General features: G+C 47.5%; 26 protein-coding genes and 1 tRNA gene. 5 read left to right on the top strand and 22 right to left on the bottom strand.

From position 1 onward, the window contains the following. Positions 1-4: 4 nt before the first annotated feature. The 9 genes from trpA to leuC all read right to left on the bottom strand — a co-directional run bounded on the left by trpA (position 5) and on the right by leuC (position 10,808). A complete protein-coding gene (gene trpA / locus P8H32_RS01430) occupies positions 5-814 on the bottom strand; it encodes a tryptophan synthase subunit alpha (protein WP_297291916.1) in 810 nt (269 codons plus the stop codon). A 29-nt stretch (positions 815-843) separates the two neighbouring features. Further along, complete coding sequence (gene trpB / locus P8H32_RS01425; protein ID WP_301088262.1) at positions 844-2,070, bottom strand: tryptophan synthase subunit beta; 1,227 nt, start codon at positions 2,068-2,070, stop codon at positions 844-846. A 22-nt stretch (positions 2,071-2,092) separates the two neighbouring features. Further along, positions 2,093-2,740 (bottom strand): phosphoribosylanthranilate isomerase, encoded by a 648-nt coding sequence (locus P8H32_RS01420; RefSeq protein WP_297293015.1) that lies wholly within the window; start codon positions 2,738-2,740, stop codon positions 2,093-2,095. Positions 2,741-2,833: 93 nt separating this feature from the next. Beyond that, the gene (gene truA, locus P8H32_RS01415) at positions 2,834-3,667 is read right to left on the bottom strand and encodes a tRNA pseudouridine(38-40) synthase TruA (protein ID WP_297293016.1); all 834 of its coding nucleotides are present in this window, start codon (positions 3,665-3,667) and stop codon (positions 2,834-2,836) included. An 8-nt stretch (positions 3,668-3,675) separates the two neighbouring features. Further along, positions 3,676-6,180: a FimV/HubP family polar landmark protein gene (locus tag P8H32_RS01410; RefSeq protein WP_301088261.1), complete on the bottom strand. Its 2,505-nt coding sequence runs from the start codon at positions 6,178-6,180 to the stop codon at positions 3,676-3,678. Positions 6,181-6,485: 305 nt separating this feature from the next. Then, complete coding sequence (gene asd / locus P8H32_RS01405) at positions 6,486-7,598, bottom strand: aspartate-semialdehyde dehydrogenase (RefSeq protein WP_301088285.1); 1,113 nt, start codon at positions 7,596-7,598, stop codon at positions 6,486-6,488. 29 nt (positions 7,599-7,627) lie between these two features. After that, positions 7,628-8,707, bottom strand: coding sequence for a 3-isopropylmalate dehydrogenase (leuB, locus tag P8H32_RS01400; RefSeq protein ID WP_297293576.1), 1,080 nt, complete (start codon positions 8,705-8,707; stop codon positions 7,628-7,630). A 13-nt stretch (positions 8,708-8,720) separates the two neighbouring features. Beyond that, positions 8,721-9,368, bottom strand: coding sequence for a 3-isopropylmalate dehydratase small subunit (gene leuD, locus P8H32_RS01395; protein WP_301088284.1), 648 nt, complete (start codon positions 9,366-9,368; stop codon positions 8,721-8,723). 12 nt (positions 9,369-9,380) lie between these two features. Further along, a complete protein-coding gene (gene leuC, locus P8H32_RS01390) occupies positions 9,381-10,808 on the bottom strand; it encodes a 3-isopropylmalate dehydratase large subunit (RefSeq protein ID WP_297293574.1) in 1,428 nt (475 codons plus the stop codon). Positions 10,809-10,981: 173 nt separating this feature from the next. Between leuC and P8H32_RS01385 the strand changes: the two genes are divergently transcribed. Further along, positions 10,982-11,866 (top strand): LysR family transcriptional regulator, encoded by an 885-nt coding sequence (locus P8H32_RS01385; protein ID WP_297293572.1) that lies wholly within the window; start codon positions 10,982-10,984, stop codon positions 11,864-11,866. Positions 11,867-11,883: 17 nt separating this feature from the next. Here P8H32_RS01385 and P8H32_RS01380 read toward each other — a convergent pair whose 3' ends face one another. Beyond that, on the bottom strand, positions 11,884-12,081 hold the full coding sequence (locus tag P8H32_RS01380) for a DUF1289 domain-containing protein (protein WP_301088260.1): 198 nt from the start codon (positions 12,079-12,081) through the stop codon (positions 11,884-11,886). Positions 12,082-12,086: 5 nt separating this feature from the next. After that, positions 12,087-12,608 (bottom strand): gamma carbonic anhydrase family protein, encoded by a 522-nt coding sequence (locus P8H32_RS01375; protein WP_297293568.1) that lies wholly within the window; start codon positions 12,606-12,608, stop codon positions 12,087-12,089. Positions 12,609-13,063: 455 nt separating this feature from the next. Here P8H32_RS01375 and P8H32_RS01370 point away from each other — a divergent pair, with 455 nt between their 5' ends. After that, complete coding sequence (locus P8H32_RS01370) at positions 13,064-13,396, top strand: DUF3135 domain-containing protein (protein ID WP_297292450.1); 333 nt, start codon at positions 13,064-13,066, stop codon at positions 13,394-13,396. A gap of 67 nt (positions 13,397-13,463) precedes the next feature. Here P8H32_RS01370 and tgt read toward each other — a convergent pair whose 3' ends face one another. After that, positions 13,464-14,603 (bottom strand): tRNA guanosine(34) transglycosylase Tgt, encoded by a 1,140-nt coding sequence (tgt, locus tag P8H32_RS01365; protein ID WP_301088283.1) that lies wholly within the window; start codon positions 14,601-14,603, stop codon positions 13,464-13,466. A gap of 18 nt (positions 14,604-14,621) precedes the next feature. Further along, positions 14,622-15,686 (bottom strand): tRNA preQ1(34) S-adenosylmethionine ribosyltransferase-isomerase QueA, encoded by a 1,065-nt coding sequence (gene queA / locus P8H32_RS01360; RefSeq protein WP_301088259.1) that lies wholly within the window; start codon positions 15,684-15,686, stop codon positions 14,622-14,624. A 232-nt stretch (positions 15,687-15,918) separates the two neighbouring features. Here queA and P8H32_RS01355 point away from each other — a divergent pair. Then, positions 15,919-16,005: transfer RNA gene (locus tag P8H32_RS01355), tRNA-Leu, on the top strand. 102 nt (positions 16,006-16,107) lie between these two features. On the opposite strand, the gene P8H32_RS01350 is transcribed toward P8H32_RS01355, so the two are convergent. The 5 genes from P8H32_RS01350 to imm40 form a co-directional block, all read right to left on the bottom strand. Beyond that, on the bottom strand, positions 16,108-16,374 hold the full coding sequence (locus P8H32_RS01350) for a hypothetical protein (RefSeq protein WP_301088258.1): 267 nt from the start codon (positions 16,372-16,374) through the stop codon (positions 16,108-16,110). A gap of 225 nt (positions 16,375-16,599) precedes the next feature. After that, positions 16,600-17,235: a hypothetical protein gene (locus P8H32_RS01345; RefSeq protein ID WP_301088257.1), complete on the bottom strand. Its 636-nt coding sequence runs from the start codon at positions 17,233-17,235 to the stop codon at positions 16,600-16,602. Between the two features lie 14 nt (positions 17,236-17,249). After that, on the bottom strand, positions 17,250-17,474 hold the full coding sequence (locus tag P8H32_RS01340; RefSeq protein ID WP_301088256.1) for a hypothetical protein: 225 nt from the start codon (positions 17,472-17,474) through the stop codon (positions 17,250-17,252). Positions 17,475-17,823: 349 nt separating this feature from the next. Then, on the bottom strand, positions 17,824-19,074 hold the full coding sequence (locus P8H32_RS01335) for a valine--pyruvate transaminase (protein WP_297291143.1): 1,251 nt from the start codon (positions 19,072-19,074) through the stop codon (positions 17,824-17,826). A gap of 42 nt (positions 19,075-19,116) precedes the next feature. After that, complete coding sequence (imm40, locus tag P8H32_RS01330) at positions 19,117-19,461, bottom strand: Imm40 family immunity protein (protein WP_297291144.1); 345 nt, start codon at positions 19,459-19,461, stop codon at positions 19,117-19,119. A 352-nt stretch (positions 19,462-19,813) separates the two neighbouring features. Here imm40 and csrA point away from each other — a divergent pair, with 352 nt between their 5' ends. Both csrA and P8H32_RS01320 read left to right on the top strand, forming a co-directional pair. Beyond that, complete coding sequence (gene csrA / locus P8H32_RS01325) at positions 19,814-20,044, top strand: carbon storage regulator CsrA (RefSeq protein WP_301088255.1); 231 nt, start codon at positions 19,814-19,816, stop codon at positions 20,042-20,044. 228 nt (positions 20,045-20,272) lie between these two features. Next, positions 20,273-20,521 (top strand): hypothetical protein, encoded by a 249-nt coding sequence (locus P8H32_RS01320; RefSeq protein ID WP_297291146.1) that lies wholly within the window; start codon positions 20,273-20,275, stop codon positions 20,519-20,521. Between the two features lie 88 nt (positions 20,522-20,609). On the opposite strand, the gene P8H32_RS01315 is transcribed toward P8H32_RS01320, so the two are convergent. The 4 genes from P8H32_RS01315 to P8H32_RS01300 all read right to left on the bottom strand — a co-directional run bounded on the left by P8H32_RS01315 (position 20,610) and on the right by P8H32_RS01300 (position 24,371). After that, complete coding sequence (locus P8H32_RS01315; RefSeq protein WP_297291147.1) at positions 20,610-21,818, bottom strand: AraC family transcriptional regulator; 1,209 nt, start codon at positions 21,816-21,818, stop codon at positions 20,610-20,612. Between the two features lie 179 nt (positions 21,819-21,997). Beyond that, positions 21,998-22,816: a crotonase/enoyl-CoA hydratase family protein gene (locus P8H32_RS01310; protein ID WP_297291148.1), complete on the bottom strand. Its 819-nt coding sequence runs from the start codon at positions 22,814-22,816 to the stop codon at positions 21,998-22,000. Positions 22,817-22,843: 27 nt separating this feature from the next. Continuing rightward, positions 22,844-23,425, bottom strand: coding sequence for a nitroreductase family protein (locus P8H32_RS01305; RefSeq protein ID WP_301088254.1), 582 nt, complete (start codon positions 23,423-23,425; stop codon positions 22,844-22,846). Between the two features lie 115 nt (positions 23,426-23,540). Beyond that, complete coding sequence (locus tag P8H32_RS01300; protein WP_297293187.1) at positions 23,541-24,371, bottom strand: FkbM family methyltransferase; 831 nt, start codon at positions 24,369-24,371, stop codon at positions 23,541-23,543. Between the last annotated feature and the right edge of the window lie 22 nt (positions 24,372-24,393).

The following is a 24,393-nucleotide window of genomic DNA, read 5'->3' as shown; positions in this document are numbered from 1 at the left end:
AAGCTCAGGCAATATCCATTGCTTCACGCATGCCAGTAATCAACGCTGATGATTGCTCAGCCACATTATCTTCGCCTGCAGCGGCAACCTCAATCACTTTGTTCACCAGCGCACTACCAACTACGACACCTTCGGCTAAGCGGCTAATCGATACGGCGGACTCATTATCTTTAATGCCAAAACCAACCGCCACAGGCAGGTCTGTAATCGCCTTGATTATCGCCATTTTTTCTTTGACCGAATCAATATCCAAATGCCCTGCACCCGTCACCCCCTTGAGGGAAACATAGTACAAATAACCGGTGGCTAAGTTGGCGATGCTTTTGATGCGCTCTTCGGTAGTGGTTGGGGCAATCAGGAAAATGCTGTCTATTTCTACTCGCTTTAGGGCGGCATTTAGTGCATCCGCTTCTTCCGGTGGTAAATCGACCGTTAGCAAACCATCAATATCAGATTCTAGCGCAGCGTTGGCGAAGTTATCATAACCCATTTTCATCACGGGGTTTGCATAGCCCATTAATACAACGGGGGTCGTTTGATTCTGCTGACGAAACTGCTTCACCATCGCTATAATGCCAGTCAAACTCACACTGTGTTCCAACGCTCTTTCGTGGGCCAACTGAATAACCGGCCCCTCTGACATAGGATCAGAAAAAGGCACTCCCAGTTCAATAATATCAGCACCACTTTTTACCAGCTGATGCATCATGTCTACGGTGAAATCCGGCGTCGGATCGCCAGCAACAATATAGGGAATTAGTGCTTTACGGCCTTCTTTTTCTAATGCTTGCATACAAGCAGTGATACGACTCAAGGTTTTTTCCTCTTAGCTTTTTGTCTACGTTAAACTTCAATGCCATCGATATCAGCAACGGTGAGTATATCTTTATCACCGCGGCCGGATAAATTCACCACAATGCTTTGCTCTGGTGTCATAGTCCTGGCCAGCTTTTCTGCATAAGCCAATGCATGGCTAGTCTCTAACGCCGGCATAATACCTTCGGTCAATGTTAACTGACGAAATGCATGCAAGGCCTCATCGTCATTGATAGCCACATAATTAACGCGATCAATATCTTTTAACCAGGAGTGCTCTGGCCCCACACCGGGATAATCCAAACCGGCAGAAACAGAATGAGTACGGCTGATTTGACCATCTTCATCTTGCATTAGATAAGTACGGTTACCGTGGAGCACACCGGGCTCACCGGCACTCAGTGGCGCAGCGTGTTCACCGGTTTCAACACCGTTACCACCCGCTTCAACGCCATACATCTTAACGCTTTCGTCTTCCAGGAATGGATGGAATAAACCAATAGCATTAGAACCACCCCCTACACAGGCAACCAGGGCATCGGGCAGCTTGCCGGTCATTTCCAGGTGCTGGGCCCTGGTTTCACGACCTATGATAGATTGAAAATCCCTAACCAACTGTGGATAAGGATGGGGGCCTGCAACGGTACCAATAATATAAAATTTCTCATCGACATTGGTTACCCAGTCGCGCATGGCTTCGTTCATGGCATCTTTTAAAGTTTTCGAGCCAGAGGTTACCGGGATGACTTCTGCGCCGAGTAATTTCATGCGGTAAACATTGAGTGACTGACGTTTAACATCGTCTTCACCCATAAATACCTGGCACTCCATCCCCAAACGGGCGGCAACGGTAGCGGAGGCAACACCGTGCTGGCCGGCACCGGTTTCAGCGATGACTCGCTTTTTACCGGAGTATTTCGCTAATAAAGCCTGGCCAATGGTGTTATTCACCTTATGGGCGCCAGTGTGATTTAAGTCTTCACGCTTCAAATAGATCTGGGCACCACCAACCTCGTTACTCCAACGCTCGGCATGGTATAGAGGTGAAGGACGACCTACATAGTGGGCCATATCTTTATCAAACTCAGCCTGGAAATCCGGATCAGCGGATAATTTATTATAAGATGCTGCCAAATCATCCAGGGCTGATATTAAGGTTTCAGAAACATAGCGTCCTCCGTAGGGGCCATAACGGCCATGTTCATCGGGAACCGCTGAATAATCTACTGCTTTTTCTGTTGTCTTGTCTGTCATCTAACTACACCATTACTTCATATCATTTAAGGGCGGTATCAGCACGCTGAACACCTTTAATAAATTCAACAACTTTCACTTGATCTTTTTTGCCTGCCGATACCTCTACACCACCGCTAACATCAACGGCATAAGGCTTAACCTGTGTCACTGCATCGGCAATGTTGGCGGGCGTTAATCCACCCGCTAACACTATACGATGGCGATACTCGATGGGGATTAAATCCCAGTCAAAAGATTCTCCGGTACCACCAGGCACTCCCTTGCGATAGGCATCTAACAGGATACTGCGAGCACCATTAAAACGTTCAATCTCACTGGAAATATCCAAACCGGGTTTCATTCTGATCGCCTTCATATAAGGGCGACCGGCAGCGGCACATTGCTCTGGGCTTTCATTGCCATGAAATTGTAAAAGATCAATGGGTAACGCTGTTATCTGCTGTATTAACTCTGGCGATGCATCAACCGTTAACGCCACCACAGAAACAAAGGCTGGTATTACCGAGCAAATTTCAGCCGCTTGAGCCACGGTGACCGACCGTGGGCTTGGCTCATAAAACACCAACCCGATAGCGTCGGCACCAGCTGTAACCGCCAGTTGCGCATCGTAGGGATCGGTAATCCCACAGATCTTGACACGGGTGCGACTTTTAAGGGCATGACTCACAGCAGACTTCACAGGCAAAAGTGTATTAATAATCAATCAATTAAGGTGCGCTATAGTAACAAACGCTGCCCCCGCTGTCTGCACCACAGGAGGCTAAAAACCGGACAAAAAGTAGGGTCCCGGGTCGGATTGAGGTAGCTGAAAATGCTCGGGGTAAGTCACCCCCACCAGGTACAAACCAAAGGGAGGGGCTGTTGCAGCCGCGACCTTGCGATCTTTGGCTAATAATACTTGTTCTGCCCACTTAACGGGTTTGATACCGGCACCTATGGCGAGTAACACACCAGCAATATTGCGCACCATATGATGCAAAAAAGCATTGGCCTGGATATCGATAATCACCATATCACCGCGACGGCGGACCTCCACAAAATGCACATTGCGCATGGGGGTTTTGGACTGGCAAGCAACGGCTCGGTAGGAGGTAAAATCCAGCTCGCCCAATAAGGCCTGCCCCGCTTCGTGCATGGCGTGCTCATTGAGGGGACGATTTTCCCAGGTAACGCCTCCTGCCAACAAGGCTGAGCGCGCTGGTGTATTTAAAATCACATAGCGGTAACGCCTGGCGGTGGCGGAGAAACGGGCATTAAAGTCTTCGGGAACGGGTCTGGCCCAACTAATGGAGATATTGGGTGGCAGGTTGGTATTACCACCGCTCACCCAAGCCTTTTCTCCCCGATCCGAGGGGCTATCAAAATGTACGATTTGGTGGCTGGCATGAACTCCGGCATCGGTTCTACCGGCACACTGGACAATAACGGGGGCATTGGCGATGGTGCTGAGGGCTTGTTCGAGGGTCTCCTGTACCGTGGCTACCTGCGGCTTGCGCTGACTCTGCCAGCCATGAAAGGCACTGCCGTCATAGCTAACGGCCATGGCTACACGATCACCCTTGCAAAATTGGGCGTTAAAAGCAGGTTTGTTCATAGGGCGAACTAGTCTATACGCTCTGATAAAGCTTGCGCTTCCTGCTTTTGTACAGCAGAACCTTCCTGCATCACCTCATCAAGAATATCCCTGGCACCCTCTGCATCACCCATATCGATATAGGCCCGGGCCAGATCTAATTTAGTGGCGATCTCATCGGTATCAGCAAGGAAGTCAAAATCATCGGCATCAGCATCAGTTGCAACATCGGCACCAAAGGTCTCAGTGGCGGAGCTTTCAGTAGCTGGGGCGGCATCGCCAAACTCAGCCTCCAATTCAGAAAGATCAGTATCGGCTAAAGATTCCAAATCAAGGTCAAAGGCTTCACTATCACCTAAACTATCACCTAAACTATCACCCAAACTGTCACTCAATTCAGGCTCTTCAGGCAAATCCAAAGGACTAGATGAATCGGCTTTAGTCGGTGTATCTTCCAATTCGGCAGCATCTAACTGTACCGTAGTAGCCTCGACAAAGTCATCGCTGTTGTCTTCATCAAAATCTAAATCCAAATCATCCAGGGCAATCTCAGCATCCATATCTTCATCGGTAAAGTTATTACTATTCCCCGGCAGGTCGTCCAACCAATCGGCAACACCTTCAACACTGGAGAGGATTTCTTTAGCCTCTCCAGTGGCGGCATCATCACCTAAAGCCTTTAAGGCCAGGTACTGCTGCTGGAAACCCGGCTTGTCGCGAGTTTCGATATACACTTCTAATAGTTTTAATTGCAGGTCACTGCGCTCAGGCTTCTGGTCGATAGCAGAGCGAAGCAAATCAATCGCTTGCTGAAAGCGACCATAGGCCACATAGATATCCGCTTCAGCCATCGCATCGCCAGTCTCTGACGGCACTTCAGCTGCAGACTCTACAGGTGCGGCATTGTCTAAAGGCTCCACCCCTTCAATTAATGATTCCTCAGCATCATCTGCTGCAGCCATGGCGGCTTCATTAGCATTGTCAGCTGCAATTTGCTGCTCTAACTCAGCAATCAGGTTATCGGTCTCATCGACCCCTTCAATCTCAGCAACCGTATCTGTTACGGTTTCGTCCATTGCGACATCAGCTAAAGTATCTGCCTCTTCCTCAATACCTTCTTTAACAGCTTCTTGGACATAGTCAGTGGTGAAATCTTCATCAGCTGCGGCGGCCTCTTTGCGGCGACGCAACAACACAATAGCAATAGCTGCCAGCAGCAACGCAGCAGCGCCACCAACATAAAGTGGATTATCCAGCACTTGGTCTACCGGACTTGATTTGGGCTTTGGTTGAGGTTGAGGTTTGGGTTGAGGTTTGGGTTCTGGTTTGGCCGCCACAGGCGCTGCAGCTGCGGCGCTATCTTGCAGATCTGCCAGCTGACTTTCCTTGAGCGCTAGTAAGCGCTGTAGGGTAGCCATTCTGGCTTCCATATTTTCAAGACGAGTCTTCAGTTCCTGATTATCACGCTCAATCTTATCCAGGCTTTCTTCGCTGGCTGCCAGCTCATTTTGCAAAGCAACGCTTGCGCTATTAGTACTATCAACACTATCTGAACTATCAGTACCTTCCCCCTCGCCAGTGCTTGATACATCACTGTCACCACTGGCGGCAATCGATAAGCGAGGTTGCTCTGAATAGGTGTTCTCGCTAGAGCCAGCTGCAGTGGCATCCAGCTGGGCATCTGAGGAAGGTGCTACCGTATCATCACCTGATCGCCAAGAGCGATTCTGGTTGGCCACTTCGCCTACAGCTTGTTTCTCCGAAACTGAGATATCATCCTGGGTAGGCAGGCGCAATACAGAACCGGCCTTTAACCGGTTGATATTGCCATTAATAAAAGCCTGTGGGTTTAAACGCTGAATAACCACCATGGTCTGCTGTACGCTCACTCCCTCTGCAGGACGGCTCTTCAGTGCAATTTCCCAAAGAGTATCCTGATTGCGTACACGGTATTTTTCACCCGGACTTAGCTCACCTTGTTCCAGGGTTTTGCGAGGAGTACTAGCGGAGCTGGCAGGTCTACTATGGGTAACTACTGGGACTGAGGCGGCAGTAGCTGTAGCAGGTGGTGGTGTATCGGTTTGCTGTGACATTGAGGAGGTCGCAGCCTGTACCGGCTCGACATCACTCTCACTAAATACGGGTAGATCCAGTAATACAGTATATTCACGCAACAACCGGCCGCTGGGCCAGCGGGTTTCAATCAGGAAATTCAGGTAGGGCTCAACCACAGGTTCACGGGTAGTCACTTTGATAATGCCGTTACCCTGGCTATCAAGCTCGACCTTAAAATTAATATTGGTGAGGAAAAAGTCCCTGCTGATACCGGCATTACTGAAATCTTCCGGCTCAGCCAGTTTGATAATGACCTGGTTATTATCAAGGTCTCCAGTGTTCTGAAGCCGTATTTCTGCTTCTAATGGCTGATTAAGCGCCGAAAACAGGGAAAACTCGCCCACTCCCAGTGCATTCGCCACGTTTGCCTGTAAGACCCCAATCGCTGCAACCGCAACCGCAAGCTTCTTACGTACCATAATCGTTCCCTTTTAACCCTGTGGGTATTGTTTTTCGTCACTTAAATTAGCAAACAGCCGCGGCATTACGCCCCGGCTACTTCAAATCTGCCTAGCTGGTTAGTTAGCAAACAAAGCTAGAATACGTATCTACTATTCCACGTAAGTATTAGTTAGAAATAGCTTTTTAGCAAGAATCCAACCCGTGGGAAGAAGGGGCTGGAAGCCTCTTTTTCCGCATTTTCAGACTTGGTGCACAAATCGACGAATGCGAGTGGAAAATCGAGACTCCCTAGCCGGCAAGAAGAGAAATTGGAACGGTAAGCCTAGGCCTCAATCAGAATACGCAACATCCGTCTAAGGGGCTCTGCAGCCCCCCATAAAAGCTGGTCACCGACGGTAAAAGCCGATAGATACTCTGGGCCCATATTCATTTTGCGCAAACGACCCACAGGGACTGACAATGAACCGGTTACTGCCGTCGGTGTTAGGTCCTGCAGAGTGACTTCGCGCTCGTTTGGCACGACCTTCACCCAATCATTGGCAGCGGCCAGCATGGACTCTATCTCATCCATCGGCACATCTTGGCTAAGCTTTACTGTTAATGCCTGGCTATGACAGCGCATAGCGCCAATTCGGACACATAAGCCATCAATAGGAATGATAGAAGAAGCTCCCAGCAGCTTGTTGGTTTCCGCCTGCCCTTTCCATTCTTCACGGCTTTGGCCATTTTCTACCTGCCTGTCAATCCACGGTAACAGGCTGCCAGCCAGGGGAGCACCGAAGTTGTCGGTGGGGAACTCAGCACTGCGCATAGAGGCAGCCACTTTGCGGTCAATATCCAAAATGGCACTGGCGGGATTCGCTAACTCATCCACCACAACATCTTCTATGGTACCCATTTGCTTAATCAGCTCGCGCATATTTTGCGCTCCGGCACCACTGGCCGCCTGGTAAGTCATAACGGAAGCCCAATCGACCAGGCCTTCACGAAATAAGCCACCCATGGCCATTAACATCAGGCTGACGGTACAGTTACCACCAATAAAGTTCTTAATGCCATTGGCAAGCCCATCTTTGATCACATCCATATTCACCGGATCAAGAATAATCAGGGCATCGTCTTCCATCCGTAAGCTTGAGGCAGCATCTATCCAGTAACCGTCCCAACCGCCATTGCGTAGCGCAGGAAAAACGGATTTGGTGTAATCACCACCCTGGCAGGAGATAATCACATCCATAGCCTTTAGCTCATCAATATCGCTGGCGTCTTTTAACGGTGGAATATCCACACCGATATCAGGCCCCTGCCCACCCGCATTGGAGGTTGTGAAAAATACCGGCTCTTCAATATGCTTGAAATCACCCTCAGCCAGCATGCGTTCCATTAATACGGAACCAACCATTCCGCGCCAACCTACAAAACCTACTTTTTTCATAACTCTAATCTCTAACTCACTCATTAATTCTAAGCCTGCAAAGCGGCAGCAACGGCATCACCCATGGTGCTGGTATTGACCAACTGGGTGCCTTCGGAATAAATATCGCCGGTTCTTAAACCCTGATCCAACACATCACCCACGGCCTTCTCAACGGCATCAGCCGCTTCGACGGCATCAAGGGAGTAACGCAACATCATCGCCGCTGACAAAATCATCGCCAGTGGGTTGGCTTTACCTTCACCGGCGATATCCGGTGCAGAACCGTGACAAGGTTCATACATACCACGGCCATTCTTATCCAGCGCCGCCGATGGCAGCATACCGATAGAACCGGTAAGCATGGCCGCCGCATCCGATAAAATATCACCAAACATATTGCCGGTGACTATCACATCAAACTGTTTTGGCGCACGCACTAGCTGCATGGCAGCATTGTCGACATACATATGGGTCAATTCAACATCGGGATAATCCGGTGCCATTTGTTCCATAATTTCACGCCACAAGACAGTGGCTTCCAGTACATTGGATTTATCCACTGAACACAATTTACCACCGCGCTTTTGTGCCGCTTCAAACGCCATGGCACCGATGCGACGAATTTCAGTCTCGTTGTATTTGTAGGTGTTGTACCCTTCTCGCTCGCCATTTTCCAGGGTGCGAATACCACGGGGTTCACCAAAGTAAATACCGCCCGTTAATTCCCGGACAATTAAAATATCCAAACCAGAAACCACATCAGGTTTTAATGAAGAGGCATCGGCCAATTGCGGGTATAAAATCGCGGGGCGCAAGTTACCAAATAATTCCAGCGCTGAACGGAACTGCAACAGGCCTTTCTCGGGACGCAAATCGCGGCCAATATCATCCCACTGGGGACCGCCGATGGCAGCAAATAAAATCGCATCGGAGCCCTGCGCCTTGCTTAAAGTTTCGTCGGGCATGGGAATACCGGTAGCATCAAGAGCCGCACCACCTAATAGGGCCTCATCAAATTCCATACCCAAATCAAAACGCGAATTGACAACCTCTAAAACTTTGCGCGTTTCGGCGGTGATTTCAGGGCCAATACCATCACCAGAAATTACTAATACTTTTCTACTCATATTCCTACTTCCTTTATTGCATAGCATCAAACAACCAGGGTGATTTTTGCTGCCAGTTTTTTTCAAACTTACGAATGGCATCGGCGTCTTGCAAGGTAATACCGATATCATCCAAACCATTTAATAGGCAGTGCTTACGAAAGGCATCAACTTCAAAAGGGATTTCGTCGCCATTAGACTTACGAATAAGCTGCGCTTCCAAATCAACCGTTAGCTGGTAGCCTTCGGTGGCATACATTTCTTTAAACAATTCATCAACAATAGCCGCATCCAATACGATGGGCAGCAAACCATTTTTAAAGCTGTTATTAAAAAAGATATCGGCAAAGCTTGGAGCGATCATTGCGCGGAAGCCGTAGTCTTCAATCGCCCATGGCGCGTGCTCTCGACTGGAACCGCAACCGAAGTTTTCACGGGCCAATAAAATTTCTGCCCCCTGATAGCGCTCAAAGTTAAGCGGAAAGTCAGGGTTCTTTGCACGCTTTGAGCAATCCATATCAGGCTTACCCACATCCAGGTAACGAAGCTCATCAAACATAAACGGACCGAAACCCGAGCGCTTGATAGATTTTAAAAACTGCTTGGGCATAATCATATCGGTATCAACATTGGCGCGATCCATTGGCGCCACAACACCTGTTACTGTAGTAAAGCTTTTCATCATATTTCTCCCTTAGGCGTTGATAACATCACGGACATCAACAAAATGTCCGGCAATGGCAGCGGCGGCAGCCATCTCAGGGCTAACCAGATGAGTACGTCCACCAAAGCCCTGACGACCTTCAAAGTTTCTGTTTGAGGTTGATGCACAGTGCTCGCCCTCACCCAACTTATCGGAATTCATCGCCAGGCACATGGAACAACTGGGCTCGCGCCATTCCATTCCGGCGTCTAAAAAGATTTTATCCAAACCTTCTTTCTCAGCCATTTTTTTAACCAGGCCCGAACCGGGAACCACCAAGACACGCTTAACGGTGTCCGCCACTTTATTGCCTTTGGCAACAGAGGCTGCTGCCCGTAAATCTTCAATACGTGAATTGGTACATGAACCAATAAAGACACAATCCAATTTGATATCAGTAATCGACATACCGCCGGTTAAACCCATATAGTCAAGCGCGCGTTCTATAGCGGCTTTTTGGCTGGGATCAGCAATATCATCTGGCTTGGGGACAGTACCGTTTACGCCGGTCACCATTTCCGGAGAATTGCCCCAGGTAACTTGAGGAACAATAGCGGCAGCGTCGATTTCAACCACCCGGTCGAATACGGCATCATCGTCACTGTGCAACGTATGCCAGTACTCAAGCGCCTTATCCCAATCTTCACCCTTAGGTGAGAAGGGACGACCTTCAACATAGTCCAGTGTGGTTTGGTCAACGGCGACCATACCAACACGGGCGCCGCCTTCGATGGCCATATTACAAACGGTCATACGGCCCTCCATCGACATATTGCGGAATACGCTGCCACCAAACTCAATGGCGTGACCGTTACCACCTGCGGTACCAATCTCACCGATAATGGCGAGAATCACATCTTTTGGCGTAACACCGGGGTTTAACTCACCCTCGACTTTAACCAGCATATTTTTCATTTTTTTCTGGATCAAACACTGGGTAGCCAGGGCATGCTCAACTTCTGAAGTACCGATACCGTGAGCTAAAGCACCTAAAGCGCCGTGTGTTGCAGTGTGAGAATCGCCACAGACAACCGTCATACCCGGCAAGGTAGCGCCCTGCTCAGGTCCAATAACGTGCACAATACCCTGACGGACATCGTTGATCTGAAACTCGGTAACACCAAATTCATCACAGTTATCATCCAGTGTTTGCACCTGGATACGGGAAATATCTTCAACGATACCGGCTACACCGCCATCGCGCTCCGACTTTAAAGACGGCACATTATGGTCTGGGGTTGCGAGGTTGGCATCGCTGCGCCATAGAGGACGACCAGCCAATCTAAGACCTTCAAAGGCCTGGGGTGAAGTCACCTCGTGGACTAATTGACGGTCAATATAGATTAATGCGGTTCCATCATCCCGTTGCTTGACCAAGTGGGCGTCCCACAACTTGTCATAAAGGGTTTTACCAGCCATTTGTCACCTCGGCATTTGATTCCAGTTGCTACCCACTGGTTGGGCTTTTATACGTTGACGAATTCTAGGCCCCTCACTCCAATAAAACAAATTCATATTCTTTATAGATTGGATAACTAATAGGAATCCTATAAAATCCCTAATCATCAACGCATTACAGGTTTAAATACCCCATGGACACCCAGAATCTGCAGGCCTTTGTCGAAGTAGCCGAGTCAAAATCCTTCTCGGATGCAGCCGAGACTCTCCATATTACCCAGCCAGCGGTAAGCAAGCGCATTGCAGCTTTGGAAGGCCAACTCGGCTGTAAGTTATTTGACCGTATTAGCAGAACAGTACAACTGACGGAAGCAGGCACCGCCCTGCTGCCAAGAGCTGAACGTATTCTTAATGCGGTACAAGAAGCCAAACGCAGCATTGTTGATTTACAGGGTGAGATCAGTGGCGAACTAAGCATCGGTATCAGCCACCATATCGGCCTGCACCGCCTGCCACCGGTATTACAAGCCTTTAACAACAGCTATCCCAAGGTGCATTTCGATATTGATTTTATGGATTCGGAAGAAGCCTATGAGCAAGTGATGCATGGGCGTATTGAACTGGGGGTGGTGACCTTAGACCCCACTGAAAGTAGCCCCTTAATGCGGCAACCGGTTTGGCAGGATGACTTAGTGGTGGTTATTGCCCCTGACCACCCCTTGGCGGTATTGGATAGCGTCAACCTTTCAACCCTTAGCCAGTTCACCGCTATCTTGCCGGGCCTTAATACCTATACCGGGCAAATTATTAAGGCCCTGTTCCAAAAGCACGGCTTAAAACTGGATGTGTCGATGGAAACCAATTATCTGGAAACCATTAAAATGATGGTTTCGATTGGGCTGGGCTGGAGTGTATTGCCCCACACCATGATTGATGAGGGACTGACAACACTGGATATTGCGGATATTAAATTGCAGCGGACACTGGGCTATGTATTTCACCAGAACCGCAGCCTGAGCAATGCGGCCAATGCCTTTGTGGCGGCACTTAATGCCAACCGGGATAAGGGGCAAATGTAGGGGAAGCTATGCAATCCCTATAATAATAAGTGTTTATTGAGTTGCTTAAAGCGCTGTTTAACATTCCCCATGACCACCTGCTTATCCTCCACGGATAATACCGACCAATCGGTAATTTCCTGTGCGCTGCGGTAACAGCCTTCGCAAATATCTTCTTCGCTTAATACACACACTGAAACACAGGGGGATTTTATATCGACGACTTGTTCACTCATGGTAGTTATTTTTCCTGTTTTAAACCTTTAGCAAAACGGCGACCGTTTTCTACATAGTGTTTGGCGCTCCACTCAAGACCCGCCTGCTGCTCTTCAGAGAGTTGTTTGACTATTTTGGCAGGGGAACCCAGCACCATAGAGCCATCGGGGATTTCCATATTTTCTTTAACCAGGGCATTGGCACCTATTAAACAATGCTTGCCAATTTTGGCACCATTTAATACCACGGCGTTAATCCCAATCAAACTATAATCGCCAACGGTACAACCATGTAACATGGCTTTATGGCCCACCGTTACGCCGGTACCTAAAGTGATTGGGCAACCGGGGTCGGTATGCATCACACTACCATCCTGAATATTAGTTTGGTCGCCAATAGTAATTAATTCGTTGTCGCCACGAATCACCACATTAAACCAAATACTGGCATCATGACCGACACTCACATTGCCAACCACGGTGGCATTGTCGGCAACAAATGCATCGCCTTTAAAACTGACTTTTACACCATCAAGACTGTAAATCACTAAACACCCCGGTTAAATAAACATTCGTCATTCCCACGAAACAACGCTACCCCCAAAACAACGTCATTCCCAAAACAACGTCATTCCCGCGAAGGCGGGAATCCAGCCTGCATGCTAATACTGTTATTTCCGCTGCTGCGGAAATTGACAGCACTGGATTCCCGCCTTCGCGGGAATGACGGACTGGGGACGGACTGGGGGTGGATTATACACTCAGCCCCCTCTTAAACAGCCAGCCAACACCTTCAAATCATCGCTTTTTATGCGAAAGAACGATACCTTAAACTTAAAGCTTTTTCTTGAAAACGAAGATAAGTTCATATTTTTTATAATAATAATAAAAAATGAAATAACTCCCCCACAAATCTGTCCTAACACATGAATATACTCATATTCAAAATGGGGTTACTATCGAGAAAAAACAGATTTTAGCTTTACTGTTAAAGGGTGTACCAATGAAACAGAAAATGCCGAACTTTGACACACTGCTCGACCTCGCACTAAACGACCCCGAGCAACTGGAAGAAATACGAAGCCAGCTCGCCATGAAAACGATCAACTCGGCGCCTGAGTCCGTTCGCCAACGCTTAAGGGGCTTACAATTTCAAATAGATACCACCTGTAAATTATCCAAAACACCACTCGCCGCCTGCATTCGCCTCTCTGAAATGATGCACAACTCTCTAGAAGAACTCAGGCAGGCCGTACAACGGCCACAACAAACCACCGCACTCGCTAATCCTAACGCATCTTTAAATGCAAAAATTTTAAACTTCCCAACACCATAACAAAAGTCATCCGCAAAACACCAAAACCGTAGGGCGGATTGCAATCCACCAAACAATGGTGTTGGGGTTAGACAACAGGATTTTGATCGGCTTCGGCTATGCCCTGGGCGGCATAAAATTCTGCGGCATAATCCTCGAGGCGATTCTCTTCAATAGCTTCGCGAATATTTTGCATATGCTTTTGATAATAACGCAGGTTATGAATGGTATTTAAGGTGCCGCCCAACATCTCTTTGCATTTATCCAAATGGTGCAAATAACTGCGGCTAAAGTTTTTGCAGGTATAACAATCGCAATTAGGGTCAAGGGGTTGGTTGCTGGTTTTATGCTTGGCATTGCGAATTTTCACCACTCCCTCGGAAGTAAATAAATGGCCATTGCGAGCATGACGGGTTGGCATTACACAGTCAAACATATCTACACCGCGCATTACGGCTTCTAGTAAATCCTGCGGCGTGCCAACGCCCATTAAATAGCGGGGCTTATCTTCCGGCATTTCAGGAGCGACGACATCCAGTACATTCATCATATCTTCTTTGGGTTCACCCACGGATAAACCACCGATAGCAAAGCCGTCGAAATCTATCTCTGCCAGCCCCGCCATAGATTGCTTACGCAAATCTTCATACATACCTCCCTGCACAATACCAAATAAGGCTGACGGGTTATCACCATGGGCATCTTTTGAACGCTGCGCCCAGCGCAGGGATAATTCCATAGAGTCTTTGGCTTCCTGGTGAGTCGCGGGAAAGGGCGTGCACTCGTCGAATATCATAACGATATCGGAGCCTAAATCTCTTTGTACTTGCATCGAAGTTTCAGGATCGAGAAATACCTTAGAACCATCGATAGGCGACCTAAATGAAACACCCTCTTCTGTAATTTTGCGCAATGCGCCAAGACTAAAAACCTGAAAACCACCGGAGTCGGTTAGGATAGGTTTATCCCAATTCATAAAATCATGCAGGGTGCCGCTATTATCTTCACCATGCTGCTTAACCGCTTCAGTACCTGGTCTTAACCAAAGGTGAAAAGTATTACCCAGAATAATTTCTGCGCCGATTTCTTCAATATCACGGGGCAACATCCCTTTAACCGTACCGTAGGTACCCACGGGCATAAAGGCTGGCGTTTCTATAGTGCCACGGGGAAACGTAATGCGACCACGACGGGCTTTGCCATCATTGCCTTCGCGCTCAAACTTCATTGCACATTCACGGGTCATTTAATTCTCACTAGTTGTAGCAGAAGGTAATACCAACATGGCATCACCATAACTGAAAAAACGGTACTGTTGATCTACGGCCTCACCATAAGCCGCTAACACATTGTCTTGACCGGCAAAGGCGCTAACCAACATGATCAAGGTAGATTCCGGTAAATGAAAGTTAGTCACCATGGCATCAACCGACTTAAAATCATAACCGGGGTAAATAAAAATTTCCGAGTCGCCACTAAAGGGCTGCAATTCACCACTTTGCGAAGCACTCTCTAAACTTCTAACGGATGTGGTGCCCACCGCAATAACTCGCCCGCCATTGGCTCGTGTGGTTTTGACCTGCTCACAAACCTCTGGGGAGACTTCGATATATTCTGCGTGCATTTTATGCTCGGTAATATTATCAACCCGTACTGGCTGAAAGGTACCCGCCCCTACATGCAAGGTCACAAAAGTGGTATCTACACCTTTAGCCTGACACTGGCCAATAAAGTCCTCAGTAAAATGCAAACCGGCCGTCGGTGCTGCTACCGCCCCTTCTCGCTTACCAAAAACCGTTTGATAACGCTCCCGGTCATCCAGCTCATCGGCGCGATCAATATAGGGCGGCAATGGCATATGGCCAATCGCATTCATTACCTCAAGGGCATTGCCCCCTTCAGTAAACTGCAATTCAAATAACGCCTCTTGCCTGCCTAACACTTCGATTTTAGCCAGAACTTCATCACTGTCTTGATCGGCCACTAAATGCAGCTCGGCACCGGCCTTGGGCGACTTGCTGGAACGCATATGGGCCAGCACACGGTTTTCATCCAACACCCGCTCAACCAGTATCTCGATACGGCCACCCGTGGACTTTTTACCCCACAGACGCGCAGGCAATACCTTGGTGTCATTAAAGACTAGCAAATCGCCTTTATTCAACAGGTCCAGCAAGTCGGTAAACTGCTGATGTTGAATGCCCCCCGTGGCACCATCCAGCACCAATAGACGACTGGCCGTGCGCTCAGGCATGGGGTAACGGGCGATTAGGGCATCGGGTAATTCGAAATGGAAATCAGATAATTGCATGGGGTTGTATATAGGCTAACTAACAAGCGCGCAAGGGTATCGTAAAACCCCTATCCAGACCAGTGGAATGGCTTATTTTTGAACAACTTAGAATAACCGGGAAAGCCTTTGACCTTTATGGTCACATTGCTATAATGCCGCGCTCAATGTGACCCCTCCAAAGGCAAACTGCGACGTGTTTTGAAAGACTCAAAACTACGATAACCAACTCAATGGAATTTATACCCTCAGTGCCAGAGTGGTGAAATTGGTAGACACAGGGGATTCAAAATCCCCCGCTAGCAATAGTGTGCCGGTTCGAGTCCGGCCTCTGGTACCATTTAAACAGTACCCCGCCCATTATTGTGTAGATTTACAACATATGATTAAAAAGGGTGGGCGTAAGCAGCTGGTGTGCTACTTGGTGGTGACCAGTTAGCCCTTATTCAATAACATCCACGCCTTCACCTGAAGTGGCGTCCTTAACATTTTTTTTAGTATCATTAATCGTCTGGTTGGTTTGCTTTATAGTCTTAGCAGAAGTATTCACCCTCTCGCTAAGCTGGTTAACCTGGGCCGATGTTTCATCAACCTTATACAGCAAAGCATCGAAACCGCCCCAAAAACCACCTGTTTTTTCGTCTTCCTGGGCAGAGGCTACAGAAGCACCCATTGTGAGAACTACAAAAATAATTACCTTAAGTTTCATTGATCAATCTCCCTTTTTAGATATAACAACCACACACCGGCATAACGCCAGGTTCCGTGGCAGTGGCTAGCTACTTACTGAAAGGCAAAAACTCCTGAGCCAACGCGAGGGCAGACTAGCATTGGTATGATCGTCGTACCAGTTTAAACACTGGTTGAAAGGGATAGTTGGGGAAGTATTGAAAGCTGGCTTAAAAAATCAAACCATTATTGAGTGCCTGTCCTATTACCAGTAAAAAGAAGTTGCCAAACTTAACTCCTCAGATCGATCCTTGGTGTAACTCAGGCGGACATCAAGATTAGGCTTAAACCGGTATCGAAGTTTTAAAGAAGCTAGTGTCTGGAATTTTTCATCGCCGCCTATATGCCTACGATGCTCTACTGCTGCTCGGAGCTTTATCTTAGTTGACAAGGTTAAATTAGCTGCAGCACTCGCCTTTGGAAAGATCGCTCCCGCAGAGTCTTTATTATCTTGCAGCGCCAACCCAGCATAAGTACTAATAAAAAGCCGCTTACCTATAGGTGCGCCCATACCTATATCACCCTGCAGTTTTGGGGTGAGGCAATTTTTACAATCCAGAAAAGCCTGCTCAATACTAACCTTGATCTTCCAAGCCCGGCCATTATCGGCGGGAAGCCCTGTTCTTTGATTACTGATACTTTCAATATTTATTAAATCCAAACTGCGAAGATATAGTGATTGACTGTTATGGAGCAGCCCAAAATCCATCTCCATCATTGATAACTGGGCATTGGCAATATGCCCCTCCTCTGCATCGAGGCTATCATAATAAGCAGGCCGTATTGATAATGTCTGGACAGAGCCCAGTTTTGAATTGTGGGCAATACCATAGCGGACCATACTGGGGCTGCGGCCTAAATGTGGTGCATTAGTTGATTTAAAAAGCGGGAAGGAGTTTTTGGAGTTATGTATTCCGTTAGTTTCTTATAGGCAACAGTAGGATTGGTAGATGGTTTTTCACCATCAATACCACCACCCAAAAGACTAAAACAGATGACAACGAATAAGACTGCAACCACTACAATCAAGCAGACGATTCTGACCGTAATATAATTGCCTTTATTTTCTGGACTATCCATTTATAAAAATCCCTATAACAAATCAACCCTTGAAGAACCAGGAAAATGCCGTTTGTGAATAACGGAGGGAGCATCGTAAATAGAATAGGCAGGAAATCTAGGGCAAAACGCACACTAAAATTTAACATTTTTGACATGGTCATATGGCGCGTGAGCTGTAGCCAAAAATCAGGGAATCAATATAAATACGTCGAAGAGACATGAGGGCTAATGCAAAAGCATTATATTCAGGAAATAATTTTGTATCAAAAGTCAAAAATATTTAACACTTTTGACATTTAGTTCTGTTGTCTTTTATTGGCTACTGCTATAAAAACCCATACCAGTCTAAACAATTAAACCAAATGATTTATGCATAAACCCTGGCAACTTCTTCCGCAATAATCTCGACACCACGCTTCACCGTAGCGGCATCCTGCGCATAGGAAACACGGATACATTCATGCTGGTGAGACCAGTCGTCTTCAATGCCGACAAAAAAGTTTTGCCCCGGCACAATTAACACGCCACGTTTTTTTAAGCGCTCATAAAGCTCTTGCGAGGTAATGGGCAGACCTTCAAACCATAGCCAAAGGAAAATTGCTCCCTCTGGTTTGTGAATATGAAAAGGCAAATCACCCAATTGTTCTCTAAACCACTGCACAGTTTGCCGGGAGCGGTCGCGGTAGAAAGGGGTTACATGGTCCCGAGTCAGGGAAAGGATTTCGCCGGTTTTGAACATTTCCATCGCCAGTGCCGGGCCAAGGTTGCCGCAGGCGAGGCTAACGATGGTATTGGCATTGGTATAGGCCTGAATGACTTCTTCGCTGGCTACGATAATACCGGTGCGCACGCCGGGCAGGCCGAGTTTAGAGAGACTTAAGGCCAGGATGGTATTTTCATTCCAATGGGGTTTGGCCTGGTTAAATAAAATACCGGGGAACGGTAAGCCGTAAGCGCCGTCGATAATAAAGGGAATATTATGGGCCTGGGCGATTTCGTCGAGGTGGGCGATTTCGTTGTCGGTTAATACATTACCGGTGGGGTTGGTGGGGCGGGAAACGCATAAGGCTGCGGCCTGCTGGTCCAGTTGTAGCTGGGAGAAGTCTACACGGTATTTAAATAGATTATCTTCTAGCAGTTGGATACTGGGGCGGGTGGCGGTAAAGAAATTATCGCTTAGCCCAATATCGGCATAACCGATATATTCAGGGGCCAGGGGTAGATGAATGGAGCGGTGGCTGCCGTCCGGCATGGGGCCGGCGAACATATTGAACAATACAAAGAAGGCAGACTGGCTACCGTTAGATACGGCGATATTGTTGCCTGTGAGTTTCCAGCCAAACTGCTTTGTTAGAAATTGCGCAACCTGGTCACGAAATTCCCTTTCGCCCTGGGGTGACTGGTAGATGCCGAACAGGCTGTGGCGCTGGGAGGGGTTGGCGATGATGCTTTGCAGCCGTTTTTGAAAGGCTTCTTCAACCTCTACCAGACGCCCGGGGTTGCCGCCACCCATAAAGATCATATCGGGGTTTTCATTCAGTGCTGAGCCCAGGTCATCCATTAACTCAACAATACCGGACTCGCCGGAAAACTTTTTTCCAAAGGCTGATAATTTCATAGGGTTCCCAATGCTTGGTTATTGGCACCTACGATAACAGAGCTAGCAGTTTTTTACTCCTTCAAGAATCAGCGTGAAGTAGGTATCATCAACACCAAAGTTTTCATACATCAAAATATAACGTCTGGTGCCATCAATGGTACGCCGGGAGTAGGCTTCATCAGATTCTTTATGCCGCTTTGCAAAATACCAGCTATCACCATTGGGCTCTAACTTGCCTTCAACCAATTGGTACATATCGCCACCTACTACGCCAACCTTAGTTGGCTTAAGTTTACGCAGGGCGATTAGCGCCTGATGCCGAGTCAGCGCCCAACAGGCTTCCCCGTATTTATAAAGTGGAATACCACCAGTAGATACTGATTCTATGATTTCTGACTTCGTCATACCTCCCCCTTATCTGTTTTGATAACTATAAAAACCAGGTAGCCATCCAATCAACTTTAAAAAAATTTCTATATCCGTAAAACCATTTGTTGAGCGCAGGAAGATACATAAACATGAAGGTTTTTCCAAGTTGTTTTTTAAAATATTAGAGATGTTTTTTTCAGAAAAAACCTCTTCATTTAACAGTTATTACATGAAAATTTAACATTTTTGACAAGCAAAAAACTGACATTTCAATAGAGGAATTCCACAGGTTTTCTGATAATCACCACAATGTCATTAATCCCAAAAAAGTCCTACTATAAAAACTCAAGGAAATTAATCCGAAACGCAAAGGAAAGGAGCTACACCCATGTTGATTTTAACTCGTAGAATAGGCGAACAGTTTCGTATAGGCGATGACATTACTGTTATGGTGCTTGAAACTCAGGGCAACCAGGTACGAATAGGCATCAATGCCCCCAAGGAAATATCGGTTCACAGGGAGGAGATCTACCGGCGAGTTCAGGCAGAGAAAAATAGAGAGGGAGAAAAGGAAGATTGGGATGAACTAGAAGAATCGGATAACAGATACAATAAATAAACGACCGGGGGCTATCAACGCCCCCAACAATCCCCAAAACCCTGCTCATACGCATGTAACGGTATTTCCCACCAACTATCATTCATTTTGCAAAACCTTACTAAAGCCTGATTTGCCCGGTCTTGGTGGTTAAGTACTGATTTTTTTGTAAGCCCCCCCTTCACATCTTTCTAAAGACTTGGCATGATGTACTCTTATTATTTATAACAATAAGGTATGGCAGGAAATATGACCGAAGACGTTAACACTAAGTTTGCCAGATACAGCAAGATTGCCTGGGGAGTATACACCGTTGCAGCCGCTGCCCTGATTGTGTTCCTGGTAACTGTAGTTGCCCAGGATAACGAAGAGCGACTGTTCTATTCATTGATGACAGCTGCCTGCGCTTATGTATTTCGTCCAACCAAGAAGTTCTTTAACAAGCAAGTGATGCGTTTTATGGAGCCTGGGGAAGAGCCAGACACCGATAAAAGCTAATAAAAACATAGGCGCTATGGCCTAGGTACTATGGCTTAGGTATGGCTTAGGTATGGCTTAGGCACAAGCACTTCGTACCTTCAAACTATCAGGAACATGCCTCCAGTTTACGCTTACGCTGTCTTCTTGTTTTTTTCTTTTTCACTGGGACTTTCATTACCGCTTTGTTCTCCATAATGTCGGCGACTATGGTCTGCACTTTTTCTTCGCTCATGGTGTCATCATGCTCCATTAAGGCTTCATAATGTTGTGAGACCTGCCGGCGATAGTTGGTGGGAGTGATGCCCGCCCAGCGACGAAAAGAGCGTGTGAAATCACTAAGCTCAACAAAACCTAACCTTTCTGCCACTTTACTCACCGGCATTTCAGTTTGCCGTAAATAACCCTTGGCAAGCTCAAGGCACACACCTGAACGTACAGCCTGAAAGTTGACCCTCTCATTGCGCAGGTGCTGCGATAATGTGCGCGGCAAAATATCCATTTTTTCGGCCACTTCTTTTGCTGTCAATATGGAGCAGCCGTCACTATGAGCATCAAACAGCATTTTTTGGACCTGCCCCGCCACGCTGTGGTCCTGCCCTGCCACCCCAAACCAATTGGGATGTTTATACAAAAAGTGGCCCCGCGACCACTCCAACTGACTGCGCAGTACCGGCAGCCTTAAATCCTTAAGCCGAAAAGTAATACTGTTGCAGGGCTGGTTAAAATCGACCTGATGACGAAACATTTCTTCATAATTTAAACCCCGGACCGGGGTTTTGGCTGAAAAGCTTACTTGGGTAATGGTGGGCTTTCTGCCAACCAACCAACATAAAAACTTAAAGGTCCAGCACATACGAAACCAGTAGAGTAAGCGGTCATCAACGCCGGGGGTCAAGCCAGAAAAATGAAAATTCAAGGTCGCCTCCCTGGTTGTTTTATCAATCACCAAATCATGCTCTTCATCACTGCGCACTGCATTAATAAAGTTGGCCATTACACGCATGGCTGCACCCAGAGTTTTTTCCTTGACCGCCACGCTGCCTGCAATACTGTCCATCTCAAGCTTACCTGGCACCTGTAAAAAGCCCAGATAATGGTCGTTCATCAAATTGCGCAGTACCAGAATCAGCCGCTGTAGCTCCTCGCCACTAAGTGGTACGGCTGTACTAGTATAATTTTCAAAGGGAATATCGGCGCTATCCAGAATACTCTTCGGGTCGTAGCCTTGGAGTACTGCACCCTGCATGAGGCCTTCGATATAACTCTTATCTTCCATGAGGGGGTTTTGTTCATCCTTAACGGTACTAGTGAACATAATAACCTCGCAATCGATGATTGTTTTCTGTTATGTACACTAAGACACTTTAAGAGCGCTTTTCCCCACCTCTATTTACATTTTTTTTTAACAAAATTGACATATTCTTCGCTGGAGGCCTTTAAATATCATATAGGTAAGGTTTATTGGGCCAGGAAAATAACATATTTACTCAGTGACTAATCTTCATAGTCAGGAATTTCACCTTTGGCAGCGGCCTCTGCTGTTAATAGCACATCGGACATGCTTAACATGCCTGCATTCCATGTGGCCATATAATTTAAGCTGTCCTGGACGCTGTGGTCGCGGCTGTATAACAGCATTTCTTTGCTGCCACGAATGGCCAGGGGAGACTTGGTAGCAATTTGCCTGGCAATTTCAGTAACCCCTTCCAGCATGGCTTCGCGATCCTGGTAAACTTTATTCACCAACCCAAGATTCAAAGCCTCATCAGCATGTACCGTGCGGCCGGTATAGGTCAGCTCACGCACCTGCCCATCACCAATAATATAAGGCAGGCGCTGCAGTGTACCGACATCGGCGGTCATACCGATATCAATTTCTTTGATGCAGAAATAAGCATCTGTCGTGCAGTAGCGCATATCGCAACAGGCGATCATATCAATGCCGCCACCCACACAGGTGTAATGAATGGCCGCCAATACTGGTTTTCTGCACTGCTCGATGGCAGTGAGATTGCCTTGCAGGCTGAGGATTTTTAGTCGCAGCAATTCTGCAGCTCGGGCTGGGTCAATGCCTTCGACACCGGCCATGCCACCAAACATGGCTAAATCAATCCCCGCGCAAAAGTGCTTGCCCTCTCCCGCCAGGATCACTACGCGAACCTCGGGGTTTGCATCCAGCCAGTTAAAACACAGTTCCAGCTGATCCCACATTTCAACACTCATGGCATTGGCTTTGCTGGGACGGTTGAGGGTTACGGTAGCAATATGATCGGTTATATCAAGCGATAAGGTGGTTAGTTCTGGCTGTATCATTACTGTTCCTTATTAGTATTCAGGTCATTATTTAGAGGGTTTCCAGGACTGCTTGTAATCATCAACCGTTAGCTCACGCAAAGTTTTGTAGTTACCATCCACAGTACCAAAGTATAAGAAACCAATAATTTCTTCATGGGGCTGTAAACCCAGCCCCTGCATAACGGTGGGATCAGCAACATTGCTGCCAGTGCGCCAAACACCGGCAAAACCTTGAGCGTGGGCTGCCAATAATAGCCCATGGGCGGCGCAACCGGCAGATATCACCTGCTCTACGGCGGGCACTTTGGGGTGTTCCTTGATGCTGGCTATCACTGTGATTATCAACGGCGCTCGCAATGGCTTGGCCGTTAATTTGGTAATTTCTTCTGCGGTCATTGCCGGTTCACCGGCTTGCTCCCGACGACGCTGGGTCGCTGTTACAAATAGCTGGCCCAATTCATGGCGGCTATCACCAGTGATGGTTAAAAATCGCCAGGGGCGCAGCCAGGCATGGTCTGGGGCCCTTAAGGCTGCTTTAAACATATTCTCCAATGCCTCGCCCTCTGGGGCGGGTTCACGGAGTCTTGGTGCTGAATTTCGGCTGTGAAGTAGGGTCAGGGCATCCATAGAGTCGGCGGATAACTTTGAGTGGCAGGGGCGCAAATAATAGTGACTATGCACCCCGCAATCAAGCTTTCAGGGGTAATTACTCCTGATGGTGGGTGTACCGTTCAGGAAGGACTTATTTCCCCAGTAATATATTCATAAACCCCTGATCTTGCGGGTTGGTTTCTACCATATCTACCCACTCCCTGAGTTGCTGTTCGGTGCAATGCAGTAAGTTACGGTCAAGATGGTCAATGATTCTTATTGGCAAATTTAAGCTGCTTAACATATCCACCAACTGGTGAGCACTGGAACCTGATTGACGTAAACCATAGGGCCAAAACTCTATTATTATGCTGAGTTTATCGCCGCTATTTTGCAACAGGGGCAACAAGCCGGCTATCACTGCGGACTCCGCCCCCTGGGTATCAATTTTTAGTAAATCGATATGTTGGATTTTTTGCTGTAAATAGTCGCTACCATTCAGTAAACGAATAGATCGTGAAGCCCTGCCCTCGCCTGCGTCATAAATTTGGTGGTCACCAAAATTGCTATCGCTTAAAAATAATTCGCCTTCGCTATCTTGCCCTGCCAAGCCTGCATGTACCGCATCAACCTTTCCTCCATCAATAGCATCAAAGTGATTATGCTGTAAGTTTTTTTGGAGTAGTTGATAGTTTTCCGGGTCGGGTTCAAAGGCGGCAATGTATCCACTACCGGCTAACTGGTCAGCGGCGATAACACTGTAGTAACCAATATTGGCACCCACATCAACCACGTTAATACCCGGCTTTAAACGCTGCATAAATAACTGGGTTTCGTAACTTTCCCAGATGCCCTGTTCAGCAATCCCCTTGGAGACATGTTGGTCACGCTGGTCGTGCACCCATAGGCTGACAGATTTGTTAAGGGAGGGAACATTTAACAGGTAGGGTCTGGTATTGCTCTGTTGACTCTGTGAAGCCACTGTTGGGTACACCTTTTTTATA

This window comes from Oceanicoccus sp., assembly GCF_029238675.1.
Classification (GTDB): Bacteria; Pseudomonadota; Gammaproteobacteria; order Pseudomonadales; family Dasaniaceae; genus Oceanicoccus.
This window is presented reverse-complemented; position numbering and strand designations above follow the sequence as displayed.